7 protein-coding genes are annotated in these 20,441 nt (G+C 58.2%); 5 read left to right on the top strand and 2 right to left on the bottom strand.

Annotation, left to right across the window (positions count from 1 at the left end):
- Window positions 1-13: 13 nt before the first annotated feature.
- Window positions 14-5,206: an imidazole glycerol phosphate synthase gene (locus LIX91_RS17460; RefSeq protein WP_226488861.1), complete on the bottom strand. Its 5,193-nt coding sequence runs from the start codon at window positions 5,204-5,206 to the stop codon at window positions 14-16.
- 49 nt (window positions 5,207-5,255) lie between these two features.
- Window positions 5,256-9,596 carry a hypothetical protein gene (locus LIX91_RS17455; protein WP_226488860.1) on the bottom strand — a complete coding sequence of 1,447 codons (4,341 nt, stop codon included), beginning with the start codon at window positions 9,594-9,596 and terminating at the stop codon, window positions 5,256-5,258.
- Window positions 9,597-9,876: 280 nt separating this feature from the next.
- On the opposite strand from LIX91_RS17455, the gene LIX91_RS17450 reads away from it, so the two are divergent.
- From LIX91_RS17450 to LIX91_RS17430, 5 genes are all read left to right on the top strand, one after another.
- A complete protein-coding gene (locus LIX91_RS17450; protein WP_226488859.1) occupies window positions 9,877-14,937 on the top strand; it encodes an RHS repeat-associated core domain-containing protein in 5,061 nt (1,686 codons plus the stop codon).
- Window positions 14,938-15,294: 357 nt separating this feature from the next.
- The gene (locus tag LIX91_RS17445; RefSeq protein WP_032703391.1) at window positions 15,295-15,858 is read left to right on the top strand and encodes a fimbrial protein; all 564 of its coding nucleotides are present in this window, start codon (window positions 15,295-15,297) and stop codon (window positions 15,856-15,858) included.
- Between the two features lie 107 nt (window positions 15,859-15,965).
- Window positions 15,966-16,712, top strand: coding sequence for a molecular chaperone (locus LIX91_RS17440; RefSeq protein WP_226488858.1), 747 nt, complete (start codon window positions 15,966-15,968; stop codon window positions 16,710-16,712).
- Between the two features lie 37 nt (window positions 16,713-16,749).
- Window positions 16,750-19,263, top strand: coding sequence for a fimbria/pilus outer membrane usher protein (locus LIX91_RS17435; protein ID WP_226488857.1), 2,514 nt, complete (start codon window positions 16,750-16,752; stop codon window positions 19,261-19,263).
- Window positions 19,264-19,310: 47 nt separating this feature from the next.
- On the top strand, window positions 19,311-20,426 hold the full coding sequence (locus LIX91_RS17430) for a fimbrial protein (protein WP_003419949.1): 1,116 nt from the start codon (window positions 19,311-19,313) through the stop codon (window positions 20,424-20,426).
- Window positions 20,427-20,441: the final 15 nt, after the last annotated feature.

Raw genomic sequence — 20,441 nt, 5'->3', positions numbered from 1 at the left:
TTGCGTCAATGCCTCATTGGGGCCGGGTTTCCGAATACAAGGTATGCATGAGGCGGTTGCGCCTGCCGGAGCCGCTGGGCAGAAAACTGATTCGCCGTTTATGGGCATTGCCCTGCTTATCGATCAACAGGACTACCAATACGCCCATCAACTTGTCGCGGGCGGGATCACCTTCCGGAATGTAGTAAAGGCCCCGGAGGCGATGCAGGCTGATAATCAGTTTGCCGGTCTCGAATACGGACATATCGACGTTAATGTCCAACGTGTGAACGTTCCCAATCACATCCTTGAGCGCTTCGTCAAAGCGCACCTTGCTCACATCGCCTTTGACCGCCGGGTCGTCGAAGATAAACCCCGTCCAACTGAACATTTTTTCTGCTGCCTGCTCGCTCTCCCAGAGAATGATCGAGGTATTGATCACGTCACTGTCGGGCCTGTAGGGCAGAAACTTCAGCGTCTCGAACTTTACCTCTTGCTGGGTATCGGGGTTAGTGACATTCAGCTTCCAGTAATCGGTGGTATTGAAGTGCAAATCGAAGGGATCATCTGGAGAGCCTTCTGGAGGCGGATCAACCGAAGGATCTGTGCCATTGTTATCCAGACGTTTCGGAACGAAGGTGTAATTGCGGGTATCGAACGTGGGTACGCGTCGCGGGTTGATTTCGACCTTGCTGTTCACGTCTTCGTACTTCACTGAGGTCCACCAATTGCCGTTGTCATCCTGAAAGGTCGCGTAGAAAACACTGATCAAACCCGGTTGCGCCCGACTGTGCAGGTAGAAGTCCTGCGGGAATGGCCGTATGGCACCCAGGCCCGGCTCCGCAGCGAAAACGCCGGCGCCGGACAGCTCGAAGCGGTTATGTTGATTACGTACGCGCCACGCCTGGTCATCACCTTCGGGCATGCCCTCGAGAAGCGGGAGCACTGACTCGAGGTTCTGCGCGGTGTTATCGTCTGCCAGGCGCATCGAGGCCCTCTCTGTGGGGCTCAGTTCGGACTCGACTTCGTCGACCGGCATCACCTGGGTCTTGACCTGCAGCCTGAGCTGCTGATAACCGTTGGGGTACAGAGTCCCGGTCCGGTGGTCACCCGGCGTCGTGCCGGGGACCGTGATGGTAAACATCGACATTTCTTCCCAACGCACTTCGTCGATCACTTCGGACAATTCGATGACGCTGTAGCCGCACGCCAGAACCACCCCGTTGTTCACCACTTCACAGCTCACCACGCTACTGGCGACGAGCGCCTGGTCGGGCGGCATGAAAAGCCCCTGCCGATCGACAGAGCCTGCTCCGCCCACCACCTTCCAGCGTCGCTCAAGCCCGGGCAGCAGTGCCTGGTCATCCTGCAACTGCACCGCGACCTTTGGCCGTGCTCTGGGCACAAAAGCCGGCTCGATGCGCAGCATTTGCTGCCCGTTGGCGACAAGCACGGTAGCGATGCCAAGGTCATTGCCCTGCGCCTCTATCTGTTGCACGGCCAGCGCTCTTTTTCCGGACCTGGCATCCGGACTGAAGACCGCGCCCTTGCCGGCCTCAGTCAACCTGCCAAGCTCCGCGCCCAGCAGCGCCCAGCTCACCGGGCTGCCGTCGAGCGTCGAAGCCGCCAGCGAGACCGTTTGCAGCGCAGCCCCCCCTGGTACTACCGTTACACGTGGCGCCAACTCCATGCTCCGCGATACCACACTGACCAGCGCCGAGACCTTGACGACAGCGCCTGACTCTTGATAAGCGGCGGTGATCACCACGCACAGCGCGTCATGGCCGATCGCCTCAAGACTCGCCGCCGTGTAAACGCCGCTGGCAGAGATGCTGCCGCTTCCGGCAGCCACGTGGCTTTTAATGCTTAACGCAGTCCAGCTGGTGGCCGGTATTTCTTCGCCTTGCGCGTTACGCAGGACAAAGCGCTGGGTCTGCCCGGCCGTTATGGTCGAGAACAGTGGTGTAAGGCTGGCCTGTGTTGCACGAAGGCTGCCAAACATCAGCAGGTCATGCCGGCGGTATTGCTCAAGCGGTTCAAATACGCATCCACCGGTGAACTTCAGGCTGTCCAGCACCTGCAAGCGTTCACGTTCGATCATCGTCAGGGTCTTTTGCGAGAACATCAACACCGTGCCGTATGCTGGCTGATCGTCTGCCCCGCGATCATCAGGGATCGGATAAACGAAATCGTCTGTTGGCGGAAACAAGCCTTCGCCTTCGCCATCCTGTGCGTGCATGAACAGCATAAGCGCGCCATCCCCCGCACTTTCCATGTGCGCATCGCTTGAACGCGGCGCGGCGCGGGCAAGAAGCCGCAAGCTGCCTGGCGTCTGAACGTGGTAGCGATTGAGCTGTGCCTGCAGCACTGAGAAAACCCGGCGATGAAGCGCAATCTGCTTGAACTCCTGAGCGAAGAAATCCGCCAGTTGCTGATTGATCGCCTCATCGACGCCCCCCAGGTTACAGGCAACGCCGGCTCCGCCAGCCAGATCGAGCAGCACATGCCCCTCCTCGCCCACGAAGAGGTCGACCGTCATCGCCAGCCTGAAGCCCATGGGTTCGCTGATGATGAAGCTGCCGGACACTGTGGTGGCGCTGCCCTTCGGCTGATGCAAGCCGCTGTAGCGGCCAGACACGATGTTCATCGTGACCAGCACACTGCTGTAGCCCGGCGAGTCGGTCAGAAACGACAGGACCGGCACACCCAGCCCGACCTGCTTGAGACGAACAGTGTCGCCTTGTCGCTCATCCATCACGATGTCGCCGGTGAACAACGGCAAGAAGGCCAGTTCCTGATAGCGCTCAATGTATTGCTGTTCTATATGCCGGTTGAGATCGCTGCGACTGACCGCCGCGACGGCTCCCCAGCCCTGGGTCAAGGTACCTGCACCCGCTTGCTGCACAATACCGCTCAGTGAACGGGGCATTGCATGACCCACCGAGCCCCAGGCCGGCTGTCCGGTCAATGCCTGCAATACGTCGGAGGAGCCACTCAAGGGCAGCGGCAGAATCAGGTGCCCGGCCAGCATGCCAAGTCCCTCGTCGAGAAGTTCTGCAAACACGACAACGAAGCGTTCGGGTGCCTGGGGATCGCTGAAGTAAATACCCGAAGCATCTATGGAGCCTGGGCCGCTCAGACTCCATGTGACCGCGAGGTCGCGCCCATTGATGGTGACTTTCAGCTCGGCAAGCTCATTACTGACGCCGACAAGCGTGATGGGCAGCATCGGTGCGTGGCGCAGAACCAGAACCTGAATTGACTGGGTGTGCTGATCGTCGCTGACCGTTATTGTGTCAAGGACATAGGTGTTCCCTGCCCCACCTGGACCGGCGACGTAAAACTGCTCATGCGGCGCATCGACGCCATCCTCGAGCGTCCCGCTTTGTCCGGACACCGGATCGACCAGGGTCCATTTCAGGGGAGTTGCGCGCGAGCTGCGTGCTGAAAGCGCTATCCGCTCACCGTAATTGCACACCTGAATCAACGGGCTGACGCTGACGCTGCTGGCCATCACCGTCAACAATGCCGTACTGCCATGCCCCGAGCCCGGGTCCATCGCCTTGATCAGTACGCGTTGAAGACCCTGCCTCACGGGCAGCACCGCGGGCGCCGTATACACGCCATGCGTATCAATGTGCCCCAGACCGTCAACACTGCCCCCCGATGGGTTGGCAAGAGACCAGACGATGCCCTTGCGCGCAGGCTGGGTGGTAAATTGCAGTGTTTCTCCCATGCCGATCAGTGCCTGCTGCTCGACGATACTGAACGTGGACGCACCGGGATCGATACGACCGAACACTGCCAGGTCATAAGGCAGACGTTTGAGTACAGGTTGCAGCACTTGCTCGTCAGGCAATAACCAGCCGCCCAGAAAACGCTCGGCACCGGTTGCATCCAGGGTTTTGCTCAACCCTTGCAGCAACGCGTGTTTGACGGTGTAGGCGACGAAACCGTTGATCTGCTCCAGTTCCCCGGTACTCAGGTTGTCCAGGGTTCCCGGAACGGCGCTGACTTCATGATCGAACAGATATGGCGCATAAAGTTGCCCTTCCATTGCCTGATCATCTGACTCACTTTCAATCAGATGAAACTCATGCTTGAGGCTGATGTTGAACGTAGCGTTGTGCGATTGCCATTGATCGCTGTCCAGCGCCCTGTAGCGAAAGCCCAGCGTGCAGGGGAATTCCCAGGTCTGCGTGGTCTGGGCGTACTCGAAATCAATGGTCAGGGGATGCTGGGCATTGAAGGCCTGGACACTGAAGGGGTCGGATTCGAAGACGAATTCCGCGCTCCGATAGCCTCCAGCCGGAACTGCAAACGTGCCGGCCTGAGCAATCATCCGCTGCAACGGTTTATCGTCCGAAACGATGAAGCTGAAGTCGGGCGTCTGCAGCATTTGCATCACCGCATGGCCAAAGGCTGCACGGTGCAAGGCGTGGGAGGAAAATACGGCGGTCGCCGAATACGAAAGCTGAGCATCGTTGGGAATCAGGTAACGGAAGTCGGACTCGTCACTCGGAATCCCGCCCGTGACGCCATACTGCATGGTCGTGAACAGCAGCAAAGCGCCTTTTTTATGGACCGATGCAGCATCGGGGCTTTCAAGCTGCGAGCGCACATCAATTCTGCGTACGTTGAGCAACTCGTTGCTCTGCTCGTTGAAAATGCCCAGCCTGAACAGTTGCTCCTGATTTCCCGGGTTGCTCAACCAGGCCTGAAAAAACTCGCCGATCGTGCTTCGTTCTATAATCGCGCCGGGAAAATCCAGCGAAAGGTTTTGAGCCAGACCAAGATCCACTACCAGATCCGGGCCTTGACTAGTCAGCTGCAGATCGAAATCCAGGCCCGGCGCGTTCAGCGGATCGTAGGCAGTGATTCTGTAAGCATTGTGCTGCCCATTCGTGTTTTCTACCACGGTATGCACACCGGCGATAACCGGAATGCGCCAGGCCAGCAGGGAATGCTCCAGGCCACTGTGCCTGAACGACAAGGCTGGTGCTCCGAGCACACAGCCCGAGAAAAAGTGAGAGTCGTACGTATCGGGAATCGTGATACTTCCGTCCGGTACCGGACGCGACAGCCCCTGAGCCGCCCCCTGCTGATAAACGTGATCGAGCAGCTCGTTGACCTTGTCGCCATCCAGAGCAATGATCGCGTCCCAACCTCTCAGACGCGTGGTATTTTTCATCCATGCCAGCAGACTTTCCGCTGAATAACCAGCCATGACATCACCTCCTGTGATGTAGATATACATAAGACCGATGGGCGTTCGGTTATGACGCCTGTACTTTTTTGTCCTTCATCAATTCCACGTCCCCGGCAAACCGGTCCAGCGGTAGCGGCAATACGATGTGTCCTTCTATGACTCCATACGTTGTACTGGGCGCCTCGGCAAAAATAAGCACGAACCGGTCCGTCGACAGCACATCCGGGGTGTACAGGCCGTCACTGATACTCCCACCCCCGACGCCCACTCTCCATTTCACGCCCGGCGGCGTCATGGCATTGGCAATCGCTTCCAGTTGAACCTGATCGGCACGAATCGCAAGGTTCACGCGCTTCCAGGTTTTCACGACTTTTACGACTTTCATGCCTTTCACAACGCGTACGACTTTCAACGTTTTTATCACTTCCAGCACCTCCGAAACCTTCACGGTTTTTACGACTTTCACGACTATCCTTGGGGTTTGATGCTTTACCAGTACCCACGACGAAACACTCGCCTGCCCGCTGGTCACGACTACCTGATCCAGTACATAGGTTTTGCCGGTCACCTTTGATGCAGGGACGTAACGGTGATCACCATCCGCCAGTTCGCTGGGCTCCAGAACACCGCTTTCGCCAGCCACCGGATCCTTGATCGACCAGTGCAGTTCTTCCGTGCCGAGTGAACCCGCCTGCAGTTCCACCTTCGCCCCGGCGTCGCACACCTCGATCAACGGATTGAGGGTGATCAGGTTGGTCACGATCGTGACCAGGGCTGAACTTCGATAGTTCGAGTCCATATCGGTGGCCGTGACCCGAACACGCGTGAATGGCAGCTCGGTTGAAGAGGCTTCAGGTGCGTAATACCTGCCAGTGCCATTGATGGCACCGAAGTTCTGTGCATCGCCTTGCAGGCGCTCGACACTCCAGGTCACATTCGCGCCCGACGGTTGAATGGTGAACGTGGTGGAACTGTCGACGACCATCAGATGCTCCGCCGGGCTGACGACAAAGTCTGCCCCGGAACTGTCGATGCGGCCGAAGGCAGCTATGTCTCTGGGCGCACGAAGTACGTCAGGCACAATGGCTTCGTTGAAGTTGAGATCGATGCTGTCCCGGATGAACGAACTGACCGGCACAGTGGCTTCAAGATCGCTCGTGAGGCTGTCCTTGATGGCGGACTCGAAACGCTGCGCATTCAGTGTCGCAAAGTTGTTCTGCACCACGACGATCAGTACGCCTACTCCAAAGCTGGTTCCCGGATTGGTCGTAGAAGTCACTTCACTGGCAGTCGTGCTTACCGCCAGGTCGGGCCTGAGGACAAGGTCGTTGGCATACTCCGCAAAGGTGTAAGTACACGTCACATCGACAGTGACCACCTTGCTCGCCGTGAGTGCCGGGGCGTCATAGCCTGGCACGGTCAGAAGGATGAATTCCTGTGCCTCTGCGGTCCAGGTCAGTACTGCGCGTCCATCGTCATGGATCTCTACTGACAAGGGTTTCTTGCCCGCTGCATCAAGTTGAGTTCCGGCACTCCAGAGTTCGGCGATCACCGTCACGCCACCGACCTTGACTGGATGGGTTGTACAGCTTGATTGAGAAGTGATGTAGGTTCCTGAGGTGGCGGTTGCCTTGATCAGTCGGCCGGAACCGTCATGGAAGCTCTGGAAAATCAGGCCGTTGAAAATAGAAGAAGCTGCCGCCATGACTTCGCCAATGAACACTGCCGCCTTGAACGTCCGCTGCGCACTGAACAACACCGTGGCGGAGTAATCTTTCCCGGCATCATCCGGTATCAGGTATTGGTACTCTACCGGGATGTCGCCGCCTTCCTGACTGCCTTCCAGGCGAATGAACACCAGCACCGCCCCGTCGCCGTAGTTGGCAGCCTGCGGGTCGAGAGGAGCAGCAGGATTGGTCTGGGTGCGCAGTTTGAACGACTGGGGGTGCATCAGATTATTGCTGCCACGCTTGATCACGCCCAGCGTCCATATGCGCTCCTCGTCCGGCAACGCATCGAACAGGGCTTTGAAAAAAGCCCCGCCAAGTGCCCGCTCAGCGCTGTTAACCGCGAAGGTCAGAATGAAATTGTCACTGTCCTTGAGATCGAGCCGCACCCGGCCATCGCTCTGGACAATGCCCGGGACCTTCTCCAGGGCGAGATCCAGTGTCAGTTTCGGACCTTGCAGCGCATCGATATGAATCACTCTGTAGGCTTCCCAATTGTCGATGTTATTTCTCATCGTCAATTGCGTTCCGCCCAGAATCGAACAGGTCAATGTTGCATGAGACTGACCCAGGTTATCGTTCGAGAACGCCAGCCTGGGCGCATCCAGAATGAAGTTGTGAATACGTTCCTTGACCTTGTCGGTCAGTGCCACTTCTCCGCTGACGGGCTTCAAGTAGGCGTTCGATGAAAAACGCGCGATGTACTCCTGAAGCAACAGGTTATTCACCTTGCCCCGAGCCATTGCAGCGATGGAATCCCAGCCCCACATCACATTGTTGCCAGGGTCTTTCATCCACTCGGTCAAGCTGTTCAGCGAGTTATTGGCCATACGATCACGTCCATGTAAGTGTGGGGTCATGCCGGTGCCTGTCGCGTCCTGCGCCAGCCCGCCGCCCTGTAAAAAAAGATCCTCCAGCACCGTGAAACCGATGGCCGGAAACTGCGTGTAATGCGCCCCTTCATCAAAGCTGACTTCAACTGTCACCGTGTTGGTCTGACTGTCTCTTTGCAGACTTTCCAGGAAATCCCTCGGGATAATCACCGACACCTCCTTGGCATCGTATTCCGCCTCACTGAGCGGTTCGGCGGCGCCGGTACGTAGTCCGACCGTCTGCTCCGAGCCCGATTTCAACAAGCCAGTGGCCTTGATTCGTACCCGTTGTCCGGGCGCCATGTAGACCCAGGACGCCAGGTCAAGACCAGCACCTTCGGGTGGTACCTCGGCCAGTGAAAGCCGGCCGTCGGTGGCGCGTGGGCGTATGATCTGGATGTACGGCCAACCGAAGCCCTCGGCTCTGACTTCCAGATCGAATACTTTCGAGGTGCCCGATTGCGTTGCTGAAACGACCTTGTAATACACGGCCAGACGCTTGCCCATGTTGGCCGGGACCGCTGTGGGCGGGATGAAGAACAGGCGCGGATCGTCTGGCGAAGGATCAGCGATAAAGCTGCCCGTGCTTCCGTAACCGTCCCAGTACATCTGTACCGTGGAGTCTTCGCCGATGACCGCTTCTTTCGGTATGCGAATCGTCACCCCGGTCTCTATCTGCGAGGCAAAGATATAGCCCTTCACACCCCCTTCAACGGGATTCTCAATGATCGCGTCTTCGATAACGGGCACCGGTAGATCGAGTGGCCGACTCAGAATGACCTTGCGCGGCAACGAGCTGGCTGCACGGCCGGGTCGCGCGTACTGGTACACCAGCTCGATTTCCTTGCCGTTATTGGCGGAAAGCCAGGCCTGAGCCAGCGAGAACTGCAGTACGCCACTGTCGAGATTGGTTATGTCAGCCCTGAGGGTCTGCACCAGTCGATTGCCGCTGGAGACGTAAACCACGACATCGTCATCGACTTGAATGCCGAAAGGGTCGATCAACAGGGTGATGCCGTCAGGAAAGGCCTCCGGGTCCAGTGAGCCGCCGTTGAAATCCTTGATGGTCAAGGCGGGCAATAACGCCGCTGAGGGTGCGACGATGGCCAGCGACTGGGTGACCGAAGCCGTTGTCGATGTGGAGTCGGCATACTCGATGCAGTAGCTCATCAGAACGAAGCCATTTTCAATGGATACAAATTCGTTGGGCCCTATCGGCCACTGCAAGGGCTGGCCCACCTCTTTCAGGGTCAATACCTGGGAAGAGGACAGAGAGTGCGAGTAATCGTTTTCAGCGTAATAAAGATCCAGCGTGAGGGTCACCCTGTCGCCCTCGCGCATGGCCAGATACGGCGGCGTCACGATCAGCAAGTCCTCGCCTTGCCAGAGCAGCTCAGGGTCAAGCTTCAGATCGTGAGACTCTTTGCATTGCGGCACCCCCAGCCCGGCGGCCGTTGACGGTGGTTTACCGACATAGAAGAACAGGCGCAGGGATTCACCGGGGCGACCAACGACGACGTACGAGTAAAACACCCACCCCTTATCAAGCCTCACCAGCAACGGATTATTGATCAACAGGGGCATGCCTTCAGGCTGCAATCCCACGACCTCGATCACATCGCCGACATAGTCCTCCACTGCGCCCAGGGCGCCGCAACCTCGCCAGTTGGGCATGAACCGATCGCCGATCTTGATGCCTGGGTAGTCGATCCAGGTGGTCAGGTCGACACTGCCCAACTGATCCAGATCGAGGTAGTTCCCGGGCTGCTGCAGGCCGGGCACCTTGGGGGCGGGAAGATCCAGCGCCATGAGTGAGACTCCTTTCTCGTTTCCGCCTGAAATGGGTAGATCGCAAGGTTGCCCCTGAGAATGCGGATAGGATTTTTTTACGCCGATGCACCTCGGTTGCCCACTAGCACTACTGCTAGGTTGTTGCCCGGGCACGGACTGTTAGGGTTAGGCAAGACCTCCAGCCACACGGACGCCTCCGGGAATTCAGGCTTGGGGTCGTCAATGACCAGAGCGCAAGGACTGCACAATCGTCAGGCACCGCTGCGCTTGTCACGCATCAATCAGCGAGGTCCGCTCCATGGCTGCTTCTACTTCCGTGCACTCCAACGCGCTCAATTTCATGAGTTGTCTGAAAAGCGGCGTTGACCCACGCACCGGGCTGTACAACATATCGATCAGCTTGCCCGATCTGCAAAGCAATGACCTGCGCGGGCCAGAGTTTCGACTCGACATGTCCTACAGCCAGCTCAATACGCTGGACAGCGGCTATGGCCTGGGCTGGAACCTGCAAGTGTCGCAGTACGATCCTGCCACTCAGATCCTGTCCCTCAGCACGGGCGAGACCTTCCGGGTCGACGGCACCAGCAGCGGCGGTCGACTGACGATGACGGAGAAGAAACTCGACACCTTCCACTTCTACAAGCTGGACGATGAGCGTTACCGGGTGGTGCACAAGTCAGGTCTGGAGGAAATCCTCAAGCTGCACAGCAGCGGCAATAAAAAAATGGCCTGGGCGGTGAAAATCACTGCGCCGTCGGGGCACAGCATTGCGCTCAAGCACACGGTGTTCAACAGCAGCACCTACAGGCTTGATTCGATCACTGATGACCTGGGTCAGACGCTGCTGAAAATTGCCCGCAGCACCACCTCCGTCGAGCTGGATCTGCATCCGTACGCGGGCGCTGGCGGCACTCCGCTGGCGCGCTTCGTGATGACCCTCGTCGGTACCGCCAAACACGTATCGCGCATCACCCTGCCCACCGAGAACAACGCGTCGTGGCGCTTCGAATATGGCCCGGAGAATGGCAATCAGTTATGCGTCAAGCATGTAGAGACACCGACAGGAAGCAGCGAAGACATTTACTACCAGGACGAGGGCCATGCGTTTCCTTCCAGCGCCGGTCGCCTGCCCATACCCAGAGTGACACGGCACGTCATCAATCCCGGTCTGCGTCTGGAAAAGTTCGATGTGCGCTATACCTACAAGGACCGCCAGCAACGCTCACGAAATTTTCTCGGTGCAGGATTGCCCATCTTCTGGGAGGACAACGGCCTGGACAACCTCTTTAAACATGTGCAGGAGTACAACTATGTCTGCACCGAAAGCCTGTGGGTCGACAGCAAGGCCGTGCGCAGCATAGAGCGGACCTTCAACCGCTTCCACTTGCAGACCATTGAAGTCACCACCCAGAACAACAACCAGCAAACGGTCACGACCGACTACAACATCCTGGAGGGCGTGCATTACTCAAAGCAGCCCGCCGATTGTCAGCTACCCAGCAAAGTCACCACCCGCTGGCAACGGCTGGACGAGCCTGAGCGGACCCGCACAGAGACCGTCACCGATACCTATGACATTTACGGCAATCTGCTGGTGCATACGCGAGCCAACGGAATCGAAGAAGTCAGCAGTTGGTACCCGGCCAGCGGTGGCGACGGTTGCCCGGCCGATGCGGAAGGGTTTGTCTCCCGGGTGAAAGAAAAAGTGGTCAGACCCGCCCTGTCGTCGCAGCCCAAGGCCCCTACCCTGTCCACGCGTTATCGCTACCGCACATTGCCCGCACTGACCAGTAGCGGCTTACCCGACTGGATCGTGCCGGAAACGGAAACGCTGCTGCAGCTTGAAAGCGATGGCACCTCTGTGGAATTGCAAAAGACCCTGCTGGAGTACATCAACCAGCCGGATACGCCTTTCCAGCATGGTCGAACCGGGAAAAATATCGAGTCCATGAATGGAAACAACACCGTTACCGTCTACGAGTACAGCAACAGCAACAGCGAGGGCAAGAGCAGGCAGCTGGAGGTCCCGGTACAACTCATAGAAATCACCACGATCGGCTTCGACAAAACCCGCATAAGCAAGCAGCAACAGCAGTCGTTGTTGACCGGCCAGGTGCTACTGACCCAGCAAGAAGGCGTGGAGATCCTCTATGTCTATGACGCGCTCAACCGGCTGACCAAAGAAACGATCGCACCGAATTCGGGTTCCACCGGTTATGAAGCCAGTCGCGAGTACCTGTACACCCTGTGTTCCGCTCCGCAGCAGCAGGCAGAACAAGTGCTGATCGATGCCCGCGGGGTCAAGACCCGCTCCGTCATGGACGGCCTGGGCCGGGCAATACTCGAGGAACGGGACCACATCGACAGCAGTAATCCTGCAGTGATGCACATGATCCATTCCGCGCACTACAACGCCTGGAACAACGTGCAATACGAAACGGATTACGACTGGTTCGACAACCAGCAACTGTTCACCACGCGCAGCACCTACGCCTACGACGACTGGAACGTCCAGTCTGTCGTTACCACTGATCACGGCGTGCAGACGCACCAGTACTACGACCCCATCGGCAATGAAGAACATAACGGTCCTATCCAGAGCGCCTGGGTACAAAGCGGTGAAGCCGAACCTCTGATCAGTGGTCGCAGCGAGACCTGGCTGAACATGTTCGGCAAGCCCGTCAAGATCAAGAGCCAGAACGCAGCTGGAAAAGACCTGAGTTCACAAAGCTTTCTCTACGACGGACTGGGACGCTGCACGGAGCAGACCGATGAGTCCGACCGCAAAACGCAGTTCAGCTATGACGCCTGGTCGCGCATGGTCAGCACCCGCTTGCCGGATAGAAGCGTGGCGCGTCGCAATTATGCATCGCACAGCAACGCCGAGCTGCCGATCGGCCTGGAAATGACTCATCCGGACGGCACTACCAAAACTCCGGCGGGTAAACAGGCGTTCGACGGGCTGGGGCGGATGACACTGGCCCAGGCCGGGCAACGTATCGAGCATTACCAGTATGAGGACGGTCACACGCAGGTCAAAACCCGCAAAACGGCCAAAGGTGACGGCATCAGCTACACCTACAACCTGGCACTCACCGACCAGATCGTCTCCAGTACTGCACCGGATGAGACCGCCGAGTTTGGCTATAACAACGTGAGTGCCCGCCTGACCTCTGCGACCAATCAGCAAGGTAAGCGCGCTTACGCTTATGACGCGCACAACCAGTTGACCGAAGAGACCTGGACGGATCTACAAGAGCGGACCTGGAAAACCCTGCATCAGACATCCTTGCAGGGCCGTGCGATGTACCGCACCGACGTCGAACAAAAAGAAGTCAAAAACCCGGTCAAAAGCGTCGTCAAAGGCCGGCTCAAAGGCGGCGTAAAACACCGCGTCAAAGGTGTGGAAACGAGTTACCGGTACGACGAGTTCGGCCAGCTCGAAAGCATCGTCCAGGACAACGTGAAGGTGACTGTCGCGTATGACACATTGGGTCAGACCCGCGAGATCACGACCCACGACCTGGCCGCCGGGACCCGCCTGGTAAACCGCATGGAGTATGACGACCAGGGGCAGGAAATTCTCAGGACGCAGAGTGCAGGCGATCACCCGGTACGTACGCTGGAACAGCAATGGAGACCCGACGGGCTCTTGCAAAGCCGTCACTTGCAGAAGGCGGGCAACAGCCTGCTGCTGGAAAAGTTCAGCTATGACGCACGAAGCCGTCTGATCCTCGTCAGCTATTCAGGCAGCAAAATGCCAGTGCACGCATCCGGCAGGGCGATACTCAGGCAGTCGTTCAGCTTCGACGAACTGGACAACATGACCCAGAACTTTACCGAATTTGCCAACGGCACCAAGGAGACAGCCACTTTCCGCTATGGCAAAGAGGGTGACCCCGAATCCGGGGACAGATGCCAGTTACTCGGCATCACCTACAGGCCTGCGCGGGCCACACCCGACCCGACGTTCAGCTATGACGCCAACGGCAATCAAACCAATGACGAGCATGGCAACCAGTTGGACTACGACAGCCAGAGCCGCCTGTTACAGGTGAAGAAACCGGCGGGTGGGGCGATCAACACCTACACGTACGACGGCCATGATCATCTGCTCACCACCCGCAATGGCAATGACAGCGAAATACTGCGTTTTTATCAGGATCAGCAGTTGAGCAGCACCGCGCAGGACAGCCGACGCACTCAGTTCCTGCACATCGGCGAGCAACCCGTCGGCCAGCAGACCGTCGGAGAACCTGCAGACACCCTGCTGTTGCTGACAGATGCGAACCAGAGCGTTCTCGCTGAGTTTCAGCAGAACACCTTGCGAACAGCTGTATACAGCGCCTACGGAGAACGCCACAGCGATGACGCGCTGCTCAGCGTCACAGCGTTCAACGGCGAGGTATGCGAAAAAGACACGGGCTGGTACCTGCTGGGCAATGGCTACAGAGCCTACAACCCCGGCATGATGCGTTTTCACAGCCCCGATTCCTTGAGCCCCTTTGGCGCAGGCGGGCTCAACCCCTATGCCTATTGCCTGGGTAATCCCATTGCCTGGCGCGACCCCACGGGGCATGACGCCAGCTCCCAGAGCGGCAGGCTGCGACGGCCCGATGAGGATGCGATACCGGCAGAGAAGCCAGGGGACCTGGGGATGGGGACCTGGCTCACGCTCGGGCTTGGCGTGGTGTTCACACTACTCGGTTTCTACGCGACAGTTGCCACCTTCGGAGTAGCCACACCCGTCACGGTCCCTATCACATTTCTGGGTATATCGATGACCGCATACTCGGCTGCCGCCATTACAGCAGCAGTGTTGGCGACAGGGACCATAATCACTGCTGCATCAACGGCTGTCAGTACTTATGGTCTGGCGACGGGAGACACCAAAGCCATTCAGGCAGGGCAATACCTCACCTATATCGGGGTCGGTATAGAGCTTGGTGGGGGGATATTGAGAAGTGCGCTTAAAAGCGCAGTCTATACTGCGCTCAACGCTGGAGAAGATGCAGCTAAAGCGGCAGCGACGGGCGGACTATTCAGTTTTTTTACCCGTTGGACGCGAAAGTCTAAGGGTGCGTCTGGTCCAGCGACTTTGGGCGCAGATGACTTTGTAGGGAATAGATTGATTCCAAGCGCGAGGGTCAGGCCAGTACCGAACCCGCGGCCGAGCACAGGCCCTAACGCCCGGGTCAGCTCGACATCGGCACAGGCTACTGCTGCTAATGCTGCTGATGCTGCTGCACAAGCACCATCTAGAGCCAGCCAATGGCGAGCTACCGGTTTTTTAAAACCTATTCGCAAATACGGCAAATACGCATCCGAGTTTACACCCTACAGAATTCGCAACGGATAAAGCTCGATTCCCAGCCGCCGACAAAAAATTTGTTACTGTCGGCGGTATTTCAGTCAACGTTTTTTACTTCTCCAGCCGTTACATTCGCCCTTTCTATTTCCCTGCCCGAACAAATAACGCAACGGCCAGCGAAAAACCCGGAATAGCATTAAAAGCCAAGATTTAAAATGTACGACACTAGTTTAGTAAATATCCTACACCTCCCGCCATTAAACAAAGCCTTCCAGAGACTTTGCAACTAACGCGCCTGCTGTAAACTCCCGCCCCGTCATGACACGCAACACAAACTGTCTCTCAAGACACCATAAATAGTTACATTTTTACTCCTGTAACGTTAATACTTATAAGGTTTTTATCGTGAACAAAATGCTATCCGTACTGGGCCTTGCTCTGGCGACTACACTGACCGCCACTGTCGTATCCGCAAACCCCGGCCCCGGCACCATCCGTTTCGAAGGCAAGATCACCGCCACCACCTGCCCTATCGAAGTGGTCAATCCGGGCGATGGCTCTATCGGCAACGTGGTGAACATGGGCTCTATCGAAGCCAGCCGTTTCACCGGCATCGGTGACGAAGTGTCTGGCAAGAGCTTTGCCCTGCGCGTCAATGACGACGGCAGTTGCGGCCTTACGGCTAGCCCCGCCGCGAATACTGCCAAAGTCACCTTCATCGGCGCCCCTGACAGCAGCGGCGACTACTTCGGCGTCACCCCTACTGTCGACGGGGCAAAGGGCGTTGCGATCGTGATCAAGGACCAGACCGGGACCTCTATCAAACCAGGCGCCGCCTCGGCGGCTTATCCACTGTTCGAGGGGGGTGTCACCGACATGGTGTTCAACGCCTACTACCGTTCGACACTGGCTACCGTTCAACCCGGTGCCGCTTCGGCGGATGTACAGTTTGTTGTCGCGATTAACTGATACATCGACTCATTCGCTCACCGTGTAAAAACCAACCGTTCTTTCACGTGAAGCATCTTCAATACGTTCAGGTCCGCTTCGGGCCTGAACGTACAAGGTAACTTTCCATGATTTGCCAACAGGCGTTTAAACCACCTGCTATTGCGGCGTGCATGCTGTTACTCATGTGCGCAGCTTATATACCCGCCAGCCAGGCAGCCTTGACTGTCAACGCAACTCGCATCGTGTTCGACGGCGACAAGCGCAGTACGTCGGTGGTCATATCCAATCCCAGTGATCGCCCGTTCGCGGTGCAGACCTGGGTAAATACGGAGGCAGACGACACGTTCACCGTCGTTCCATTCGCACCTTCGCCGCCACTTTTCCGCCTTAATCCGGGCAAGGAACAACAGGTACAGATCAATGGCCTGCCCCACGACCTGCCCTCCGATCGTGAATCATTGTTCTACTTCAACGTGCAGGAAATACCTCAGGCCAGCCAGTCGCAAGGCAATGTACTGAATATTGCCCTGCGCACCCGTATCAAACTGTTTTATCGCCCGGCTCTGCTGACTGACAACCCTATTGCCCGCCTCAAGGACCTGCAATGGTCGGTCAGGCAGATGGCGGGCAAGGCAGAGCTGACCGCGATGAATCCGACGCCCTTTCACGTGTCGTTCATTCGCCTCGAAGTCTCCGGCGGTGGCAGGACTGAAAAGCTCAAGGAGGTCGCCATGCTTGGCCCGTTCAGCTCTCGCCAATACGAGCTCAATGAAACGAAAGCCGGTCCGGGCCTGCAGGTGGTGTTTTCCGCGATCAACGATTACGGCGGCTACAGCACGCCGCTGACAGCCACGGCCACGCTGACTGACTGAACCAGCGCTGGCCCGCTTCATCCCCAGGACATTGAACATGACCCTATTACCCGATTCCGGGCTCATACCAGTGCGCCTGCGCTTTATGCAGATGCTGATTGTGTGCGGCAGCGTTGCCGTGCCGCTGGAACTCACCAGAGCGGCAACCCCCGCCAATTTCCAGTCCGGTTTCCTGCGTCAGGGCCAGGACTATGACAGTGAGGCCGCAGCCAGCGTGCTGAACCAGCTGGCAGTCGCCGACAGCCTCGGACCAGGCGACCATTGGGTAGAAATCTACGTCAACATGCGCTATTTCGGCCAACGGCAGATCCGTTTCGATGCCGACCCGCAAGGCAACGGCCTGCTGCCCTGCCTGTCGCGAGAATTGCTGGAGCAGATCGGCGTACGCCTCGACAGTCTGGCCGACCCGGCTTTGTTGCAGGTTGCCTGTGTCGCTCTGGGGCAATTGATTCCGGACTCCAAAGTCGTACTGGACGGCGGCAGACTGCAACTGTCGATCTCGATACCGCAGATCGCCATGCGCCGCGATGCCACCGGCCGGGTGGACCCGGCGCTTTGGGATTACGGCATCAACGCCGCCTTCATCAATTACCAGACCTCGGCGCAACAGACGGCGCACAAGGAGACAGGCACCAGCAGCAGCGCAGACCTGTACCTCAATACCGGTATCAACCTCGGGGCATGGCGATTGCGCAGCAATCAAAGCGTGCGTCAGGATGCACAGGGACGTCGCGAGTGGACCAGAGCCTACGCTTATGCACAGCGCGACCTGCCCGGCACGCACGCTAACCTGACCCTCGGTGAAACCTACACCGGCGGCGATGTCTTCCGCAGCGTGCCGATCAAGGGCGGGTTGATCAAAACCGATCAGGAGATGCTCCCCGATTCCCTGCAGGGTTACGCACCGGTGATTCGTGGCGTTGCGCAAAGCAGGGCCAAACTGGAAGTGCTGCAGAACGGCTACCCGATCTACTCCACGTATGTCAGTGCCGGCCCCTATGAAATAGATGACCTGAACACGGCGGGCAGCGGCGAACTGGAGATCGTGCTGACCGAGGCCGATGGCCAGGTACGGCGTTTTACCCAACCCTACTCGACCCTCAGCAACCTGCTGCGCGAAGGCGTCTGGAAATACAGCGCAGCCCTGGGCCGCTTTAACGGTGCCTCTGCCACAGAACATCCCTGGCTGTGGCAGGGAACGCTGGCCGTTGGAACAGGCTGGAACTCGACCCTTTATGGCGGACTGATGACCGGCGACTTCTACCATGCCGCTGCGCTGGGCGTTTCACGGGACATGGGCACGCTGGGAGCGATGGCGTTCGACGTGACCCGGTCACGCGCGAGCATCGATCAAGCCGGCCAGTCCAGCGTGCAGGGCATGAGTTACGCCATCAAGTACGGCAAGGCGTTCACGACCCATACCAATCTGCGCTTCGCCGGTTATCGCTACTCCACCGAAGGCTATCGGGACTTCGACGAAGCCGTCAGTCAGCGCAGCAACGACGATACGTTCACAGGCAGCCGCAGAAGCCGCCTGGAGGCTTCGGTTCATCAGAGAATCGGCGCACGCAGCAGCGTGGGCCTGACGCTGTCGCAACAGGATTACTGGGGCAGCGATATCGAGCAGCGTCAATTTCAATTCAACTTCAACACCCATCATGCCGGGATCACCTATAACTTCTACGCCTCCCAGTCACTGAGCACAGCCAGTAGCCGTGGCAACGACCGGCAGTTCGGCCTGAGCATCTCGATGCCCCTCGGCACCGGTCATTCGAGCAACGCCACACTCGACCTGCAGAGCAGCGCCAATCGCCACAGCCAGCGAGGCAGCCTGAGCGGCAGCCTCTACGAAAACCGTGTCAATTATCACGCCAGCCTGAGCAACGATGATGGCGAGCAGCAAAGTGCCAGCCTTGCGGCGGGCTATCAGGCCCCCTTCGCCAGCCTCGGCGCCGGTGTGAGTCAAGGCAACGATTATCGAAGTGCGTCGGTCAACGTCAGTGGCGCCTTGTTGCTGCATGCGGACGGCATCGAGTTCGGCCCGAGCCTGGGCGACACCATCGCGCTGGTCGAAGTGCCGGATACACCAGGTGTTGGCATACAGAACGCGACCGGTGTCAGGACCAATAGCCGCGGCTACGCCTTGATGCCCTATCTGCGCCCCTACCGTTATAACCCGATCGCCTTGCAAACCGACCGACTGGGTCCCGAGGTGGAAATCGATAACGCCAGTACTCAAGTGGTGCCTGCCAGGGGTGCGGTGATCAAGACCACCTTCGCTGCGCGCACGGTGACACGCCTGGTCATCAATGCGACCACTCAAAGTGGCAAGCCGCTGCCATTCGGCGCCCAGGTCAGCGACGCGCAGGACAACATCCTCGGCATCGCAGGCCAGGGAGGGCAGCTGTTGCTGTCCACCGGCATGCAGGCGCAAACCCTCGATGTCCACTGGGGAGAGAAAAGCGACCCGCAGTGCCGCCTGCACATCGACCCCGCCGGCATGCCTCTGACCAAGGGCTACCGAATGCAAGACATGACGTGCGCCCAGTGACATCAGGTCTGAGCCATCCGCGACATTGTTATTTCAGGAATCACCCCATGAACACTGCATTGAATGCCCTGCTCCCGAGTCTGATCCTGTTGGGGGCCAGCTATAGCGCTGCGGCTTATTCCGACGTACCGGACGACACCCCCAGCAACGACTGCTACTGGGTTTCCCCTCCGGGACTAAAGGATTACCGGCGTGACATCGGCACCCTCTACGTCCCGAGAGACGCCAGAGTGGGCACCGTTATCGGCAGCATCGATGTGCTTGAAGGCACACCAGACCACGCGGGCCTGGAGGCGGCCTGCAGAAATGACGGCACGGCCCTTCTCGAATTCAACGCAACGGCAACGGCTCCGATCTTTCCCGGCAACGTGGACCCTATAAATGGCGAAGACCTCACCGGCAAGATCCTGCAAACCAATATTCCTGGCGTCGGGGTGCGGATCAGACTGGGGCACCCGTATGACAGCAACTGCCCCAATTGCTTCATGCCGGCAGGAGGCAGCGCCACCGTTCCGTTCATTGGCCTCAACGACCACCGGGATATGCTCACGAGCATTCGCTTACTGCATATGAACAACTACCTCACGCTGGTCAAGACCGGGCCGATTCCTTCCGGACCGAATGTGCTCAATGGCAGTGAGCTGTTCTCCGGAAGCGTGACGACGCTTGGCAGGATCATGAGGTTCGGGCTAACCGGCACGGTACTTCAGGCACAGTGCAGCGTCGGTGCAGACCCGGTCAGTGCCGACCCGGTGCAGTTGGGTGAGTGGGACAGCGCTGACTTCACCGGTCCCGGCTTCACCACACCGGCGGTGCCCTTCAGCATTGCGTTGAGTAACTGCGAGACCGATACGGGCTCAGGCTTCGTGGCAACGGCGCATATCCAGCTCGATGGTGTCGAAGGCTCGGTCCCCGAAGGCCCTGCCAACAGCGGGGTTTTCAGCCTGACCAGCGATTCGGATGCCAAGGGCATGGGGATTCAGGTCCTCAAAGGTGATGGCGTCACGCCCATGGAATTGCAGACCGAAGTGCCACTGATCGCGATCACACCCGGCAACGTGGTGCTGAACTTCTACGCCCGCTTCTATCAGACGCAGGCCAGCAGCGCGATCCGGCCGGGCAAGGCCAAAGGGGCACTCAGCTTCACGATGACCTACAAGTAGCAATGCGCCATGGAC

Source organism: Pseudomonas sp. B20 (assembly GCF_020515755.1).
Classification (GTDB): Bacteria; Pseudomonadota; Gammaproteobacteria; order Pseudomonadales; family Pseudomonadaceae; genus Aquipseudomonas; species Aquipseudomonas syringae.
Note: the sequence above shows the minus strand (reverse complement) of the source record. Positions and strands in the feature narration are given on the sequence as shown.

Coding starts and splice junctions, on each gene's coding strand:
- LIX91_RS17460 (WP_226488861.1), bottom strand. CDS start 5,206: ATGGCTGGTTATTCAGCGGAAAGTCTGCTGGCATGGATGAAAAATACC.
- LIX91_RS17455 (WP_226488860.1), bottom strand. CDS start 9,596: ATGGCGCTGGATCTTCCCGCCCCCAAGGTGCCCGGCCTGCAGCAGCCC.
- LIX91_RS17450 (WP_226488859.1), top strand. CDS start 9,877: ATGGCTGCTTCTACTTCCGTGCACTCCAACGCGCTCAATTTCATGAGT.
- LIX91_RS17440 (WP_226488858.1), top strand. CDS start 15,966: ATGATTTGCCAACAGGCGTTTAAACCACCTGCTATTGCGGCGTGCATG.
- LIX91_RS17435 (WP_226488857.1), top strand. CDS start 16,750: ATGACCCTATTACCCGATTCCGGGCTCATACCAGTGCGCCTGCGCTTT.
- LIX91_RS17430 (WP_003419949.1), top strand. CDS start 19,311: ATGAACACTGCATTGAATGCCCTGCTCCCGAGTCTGATCCTGTTGGGG.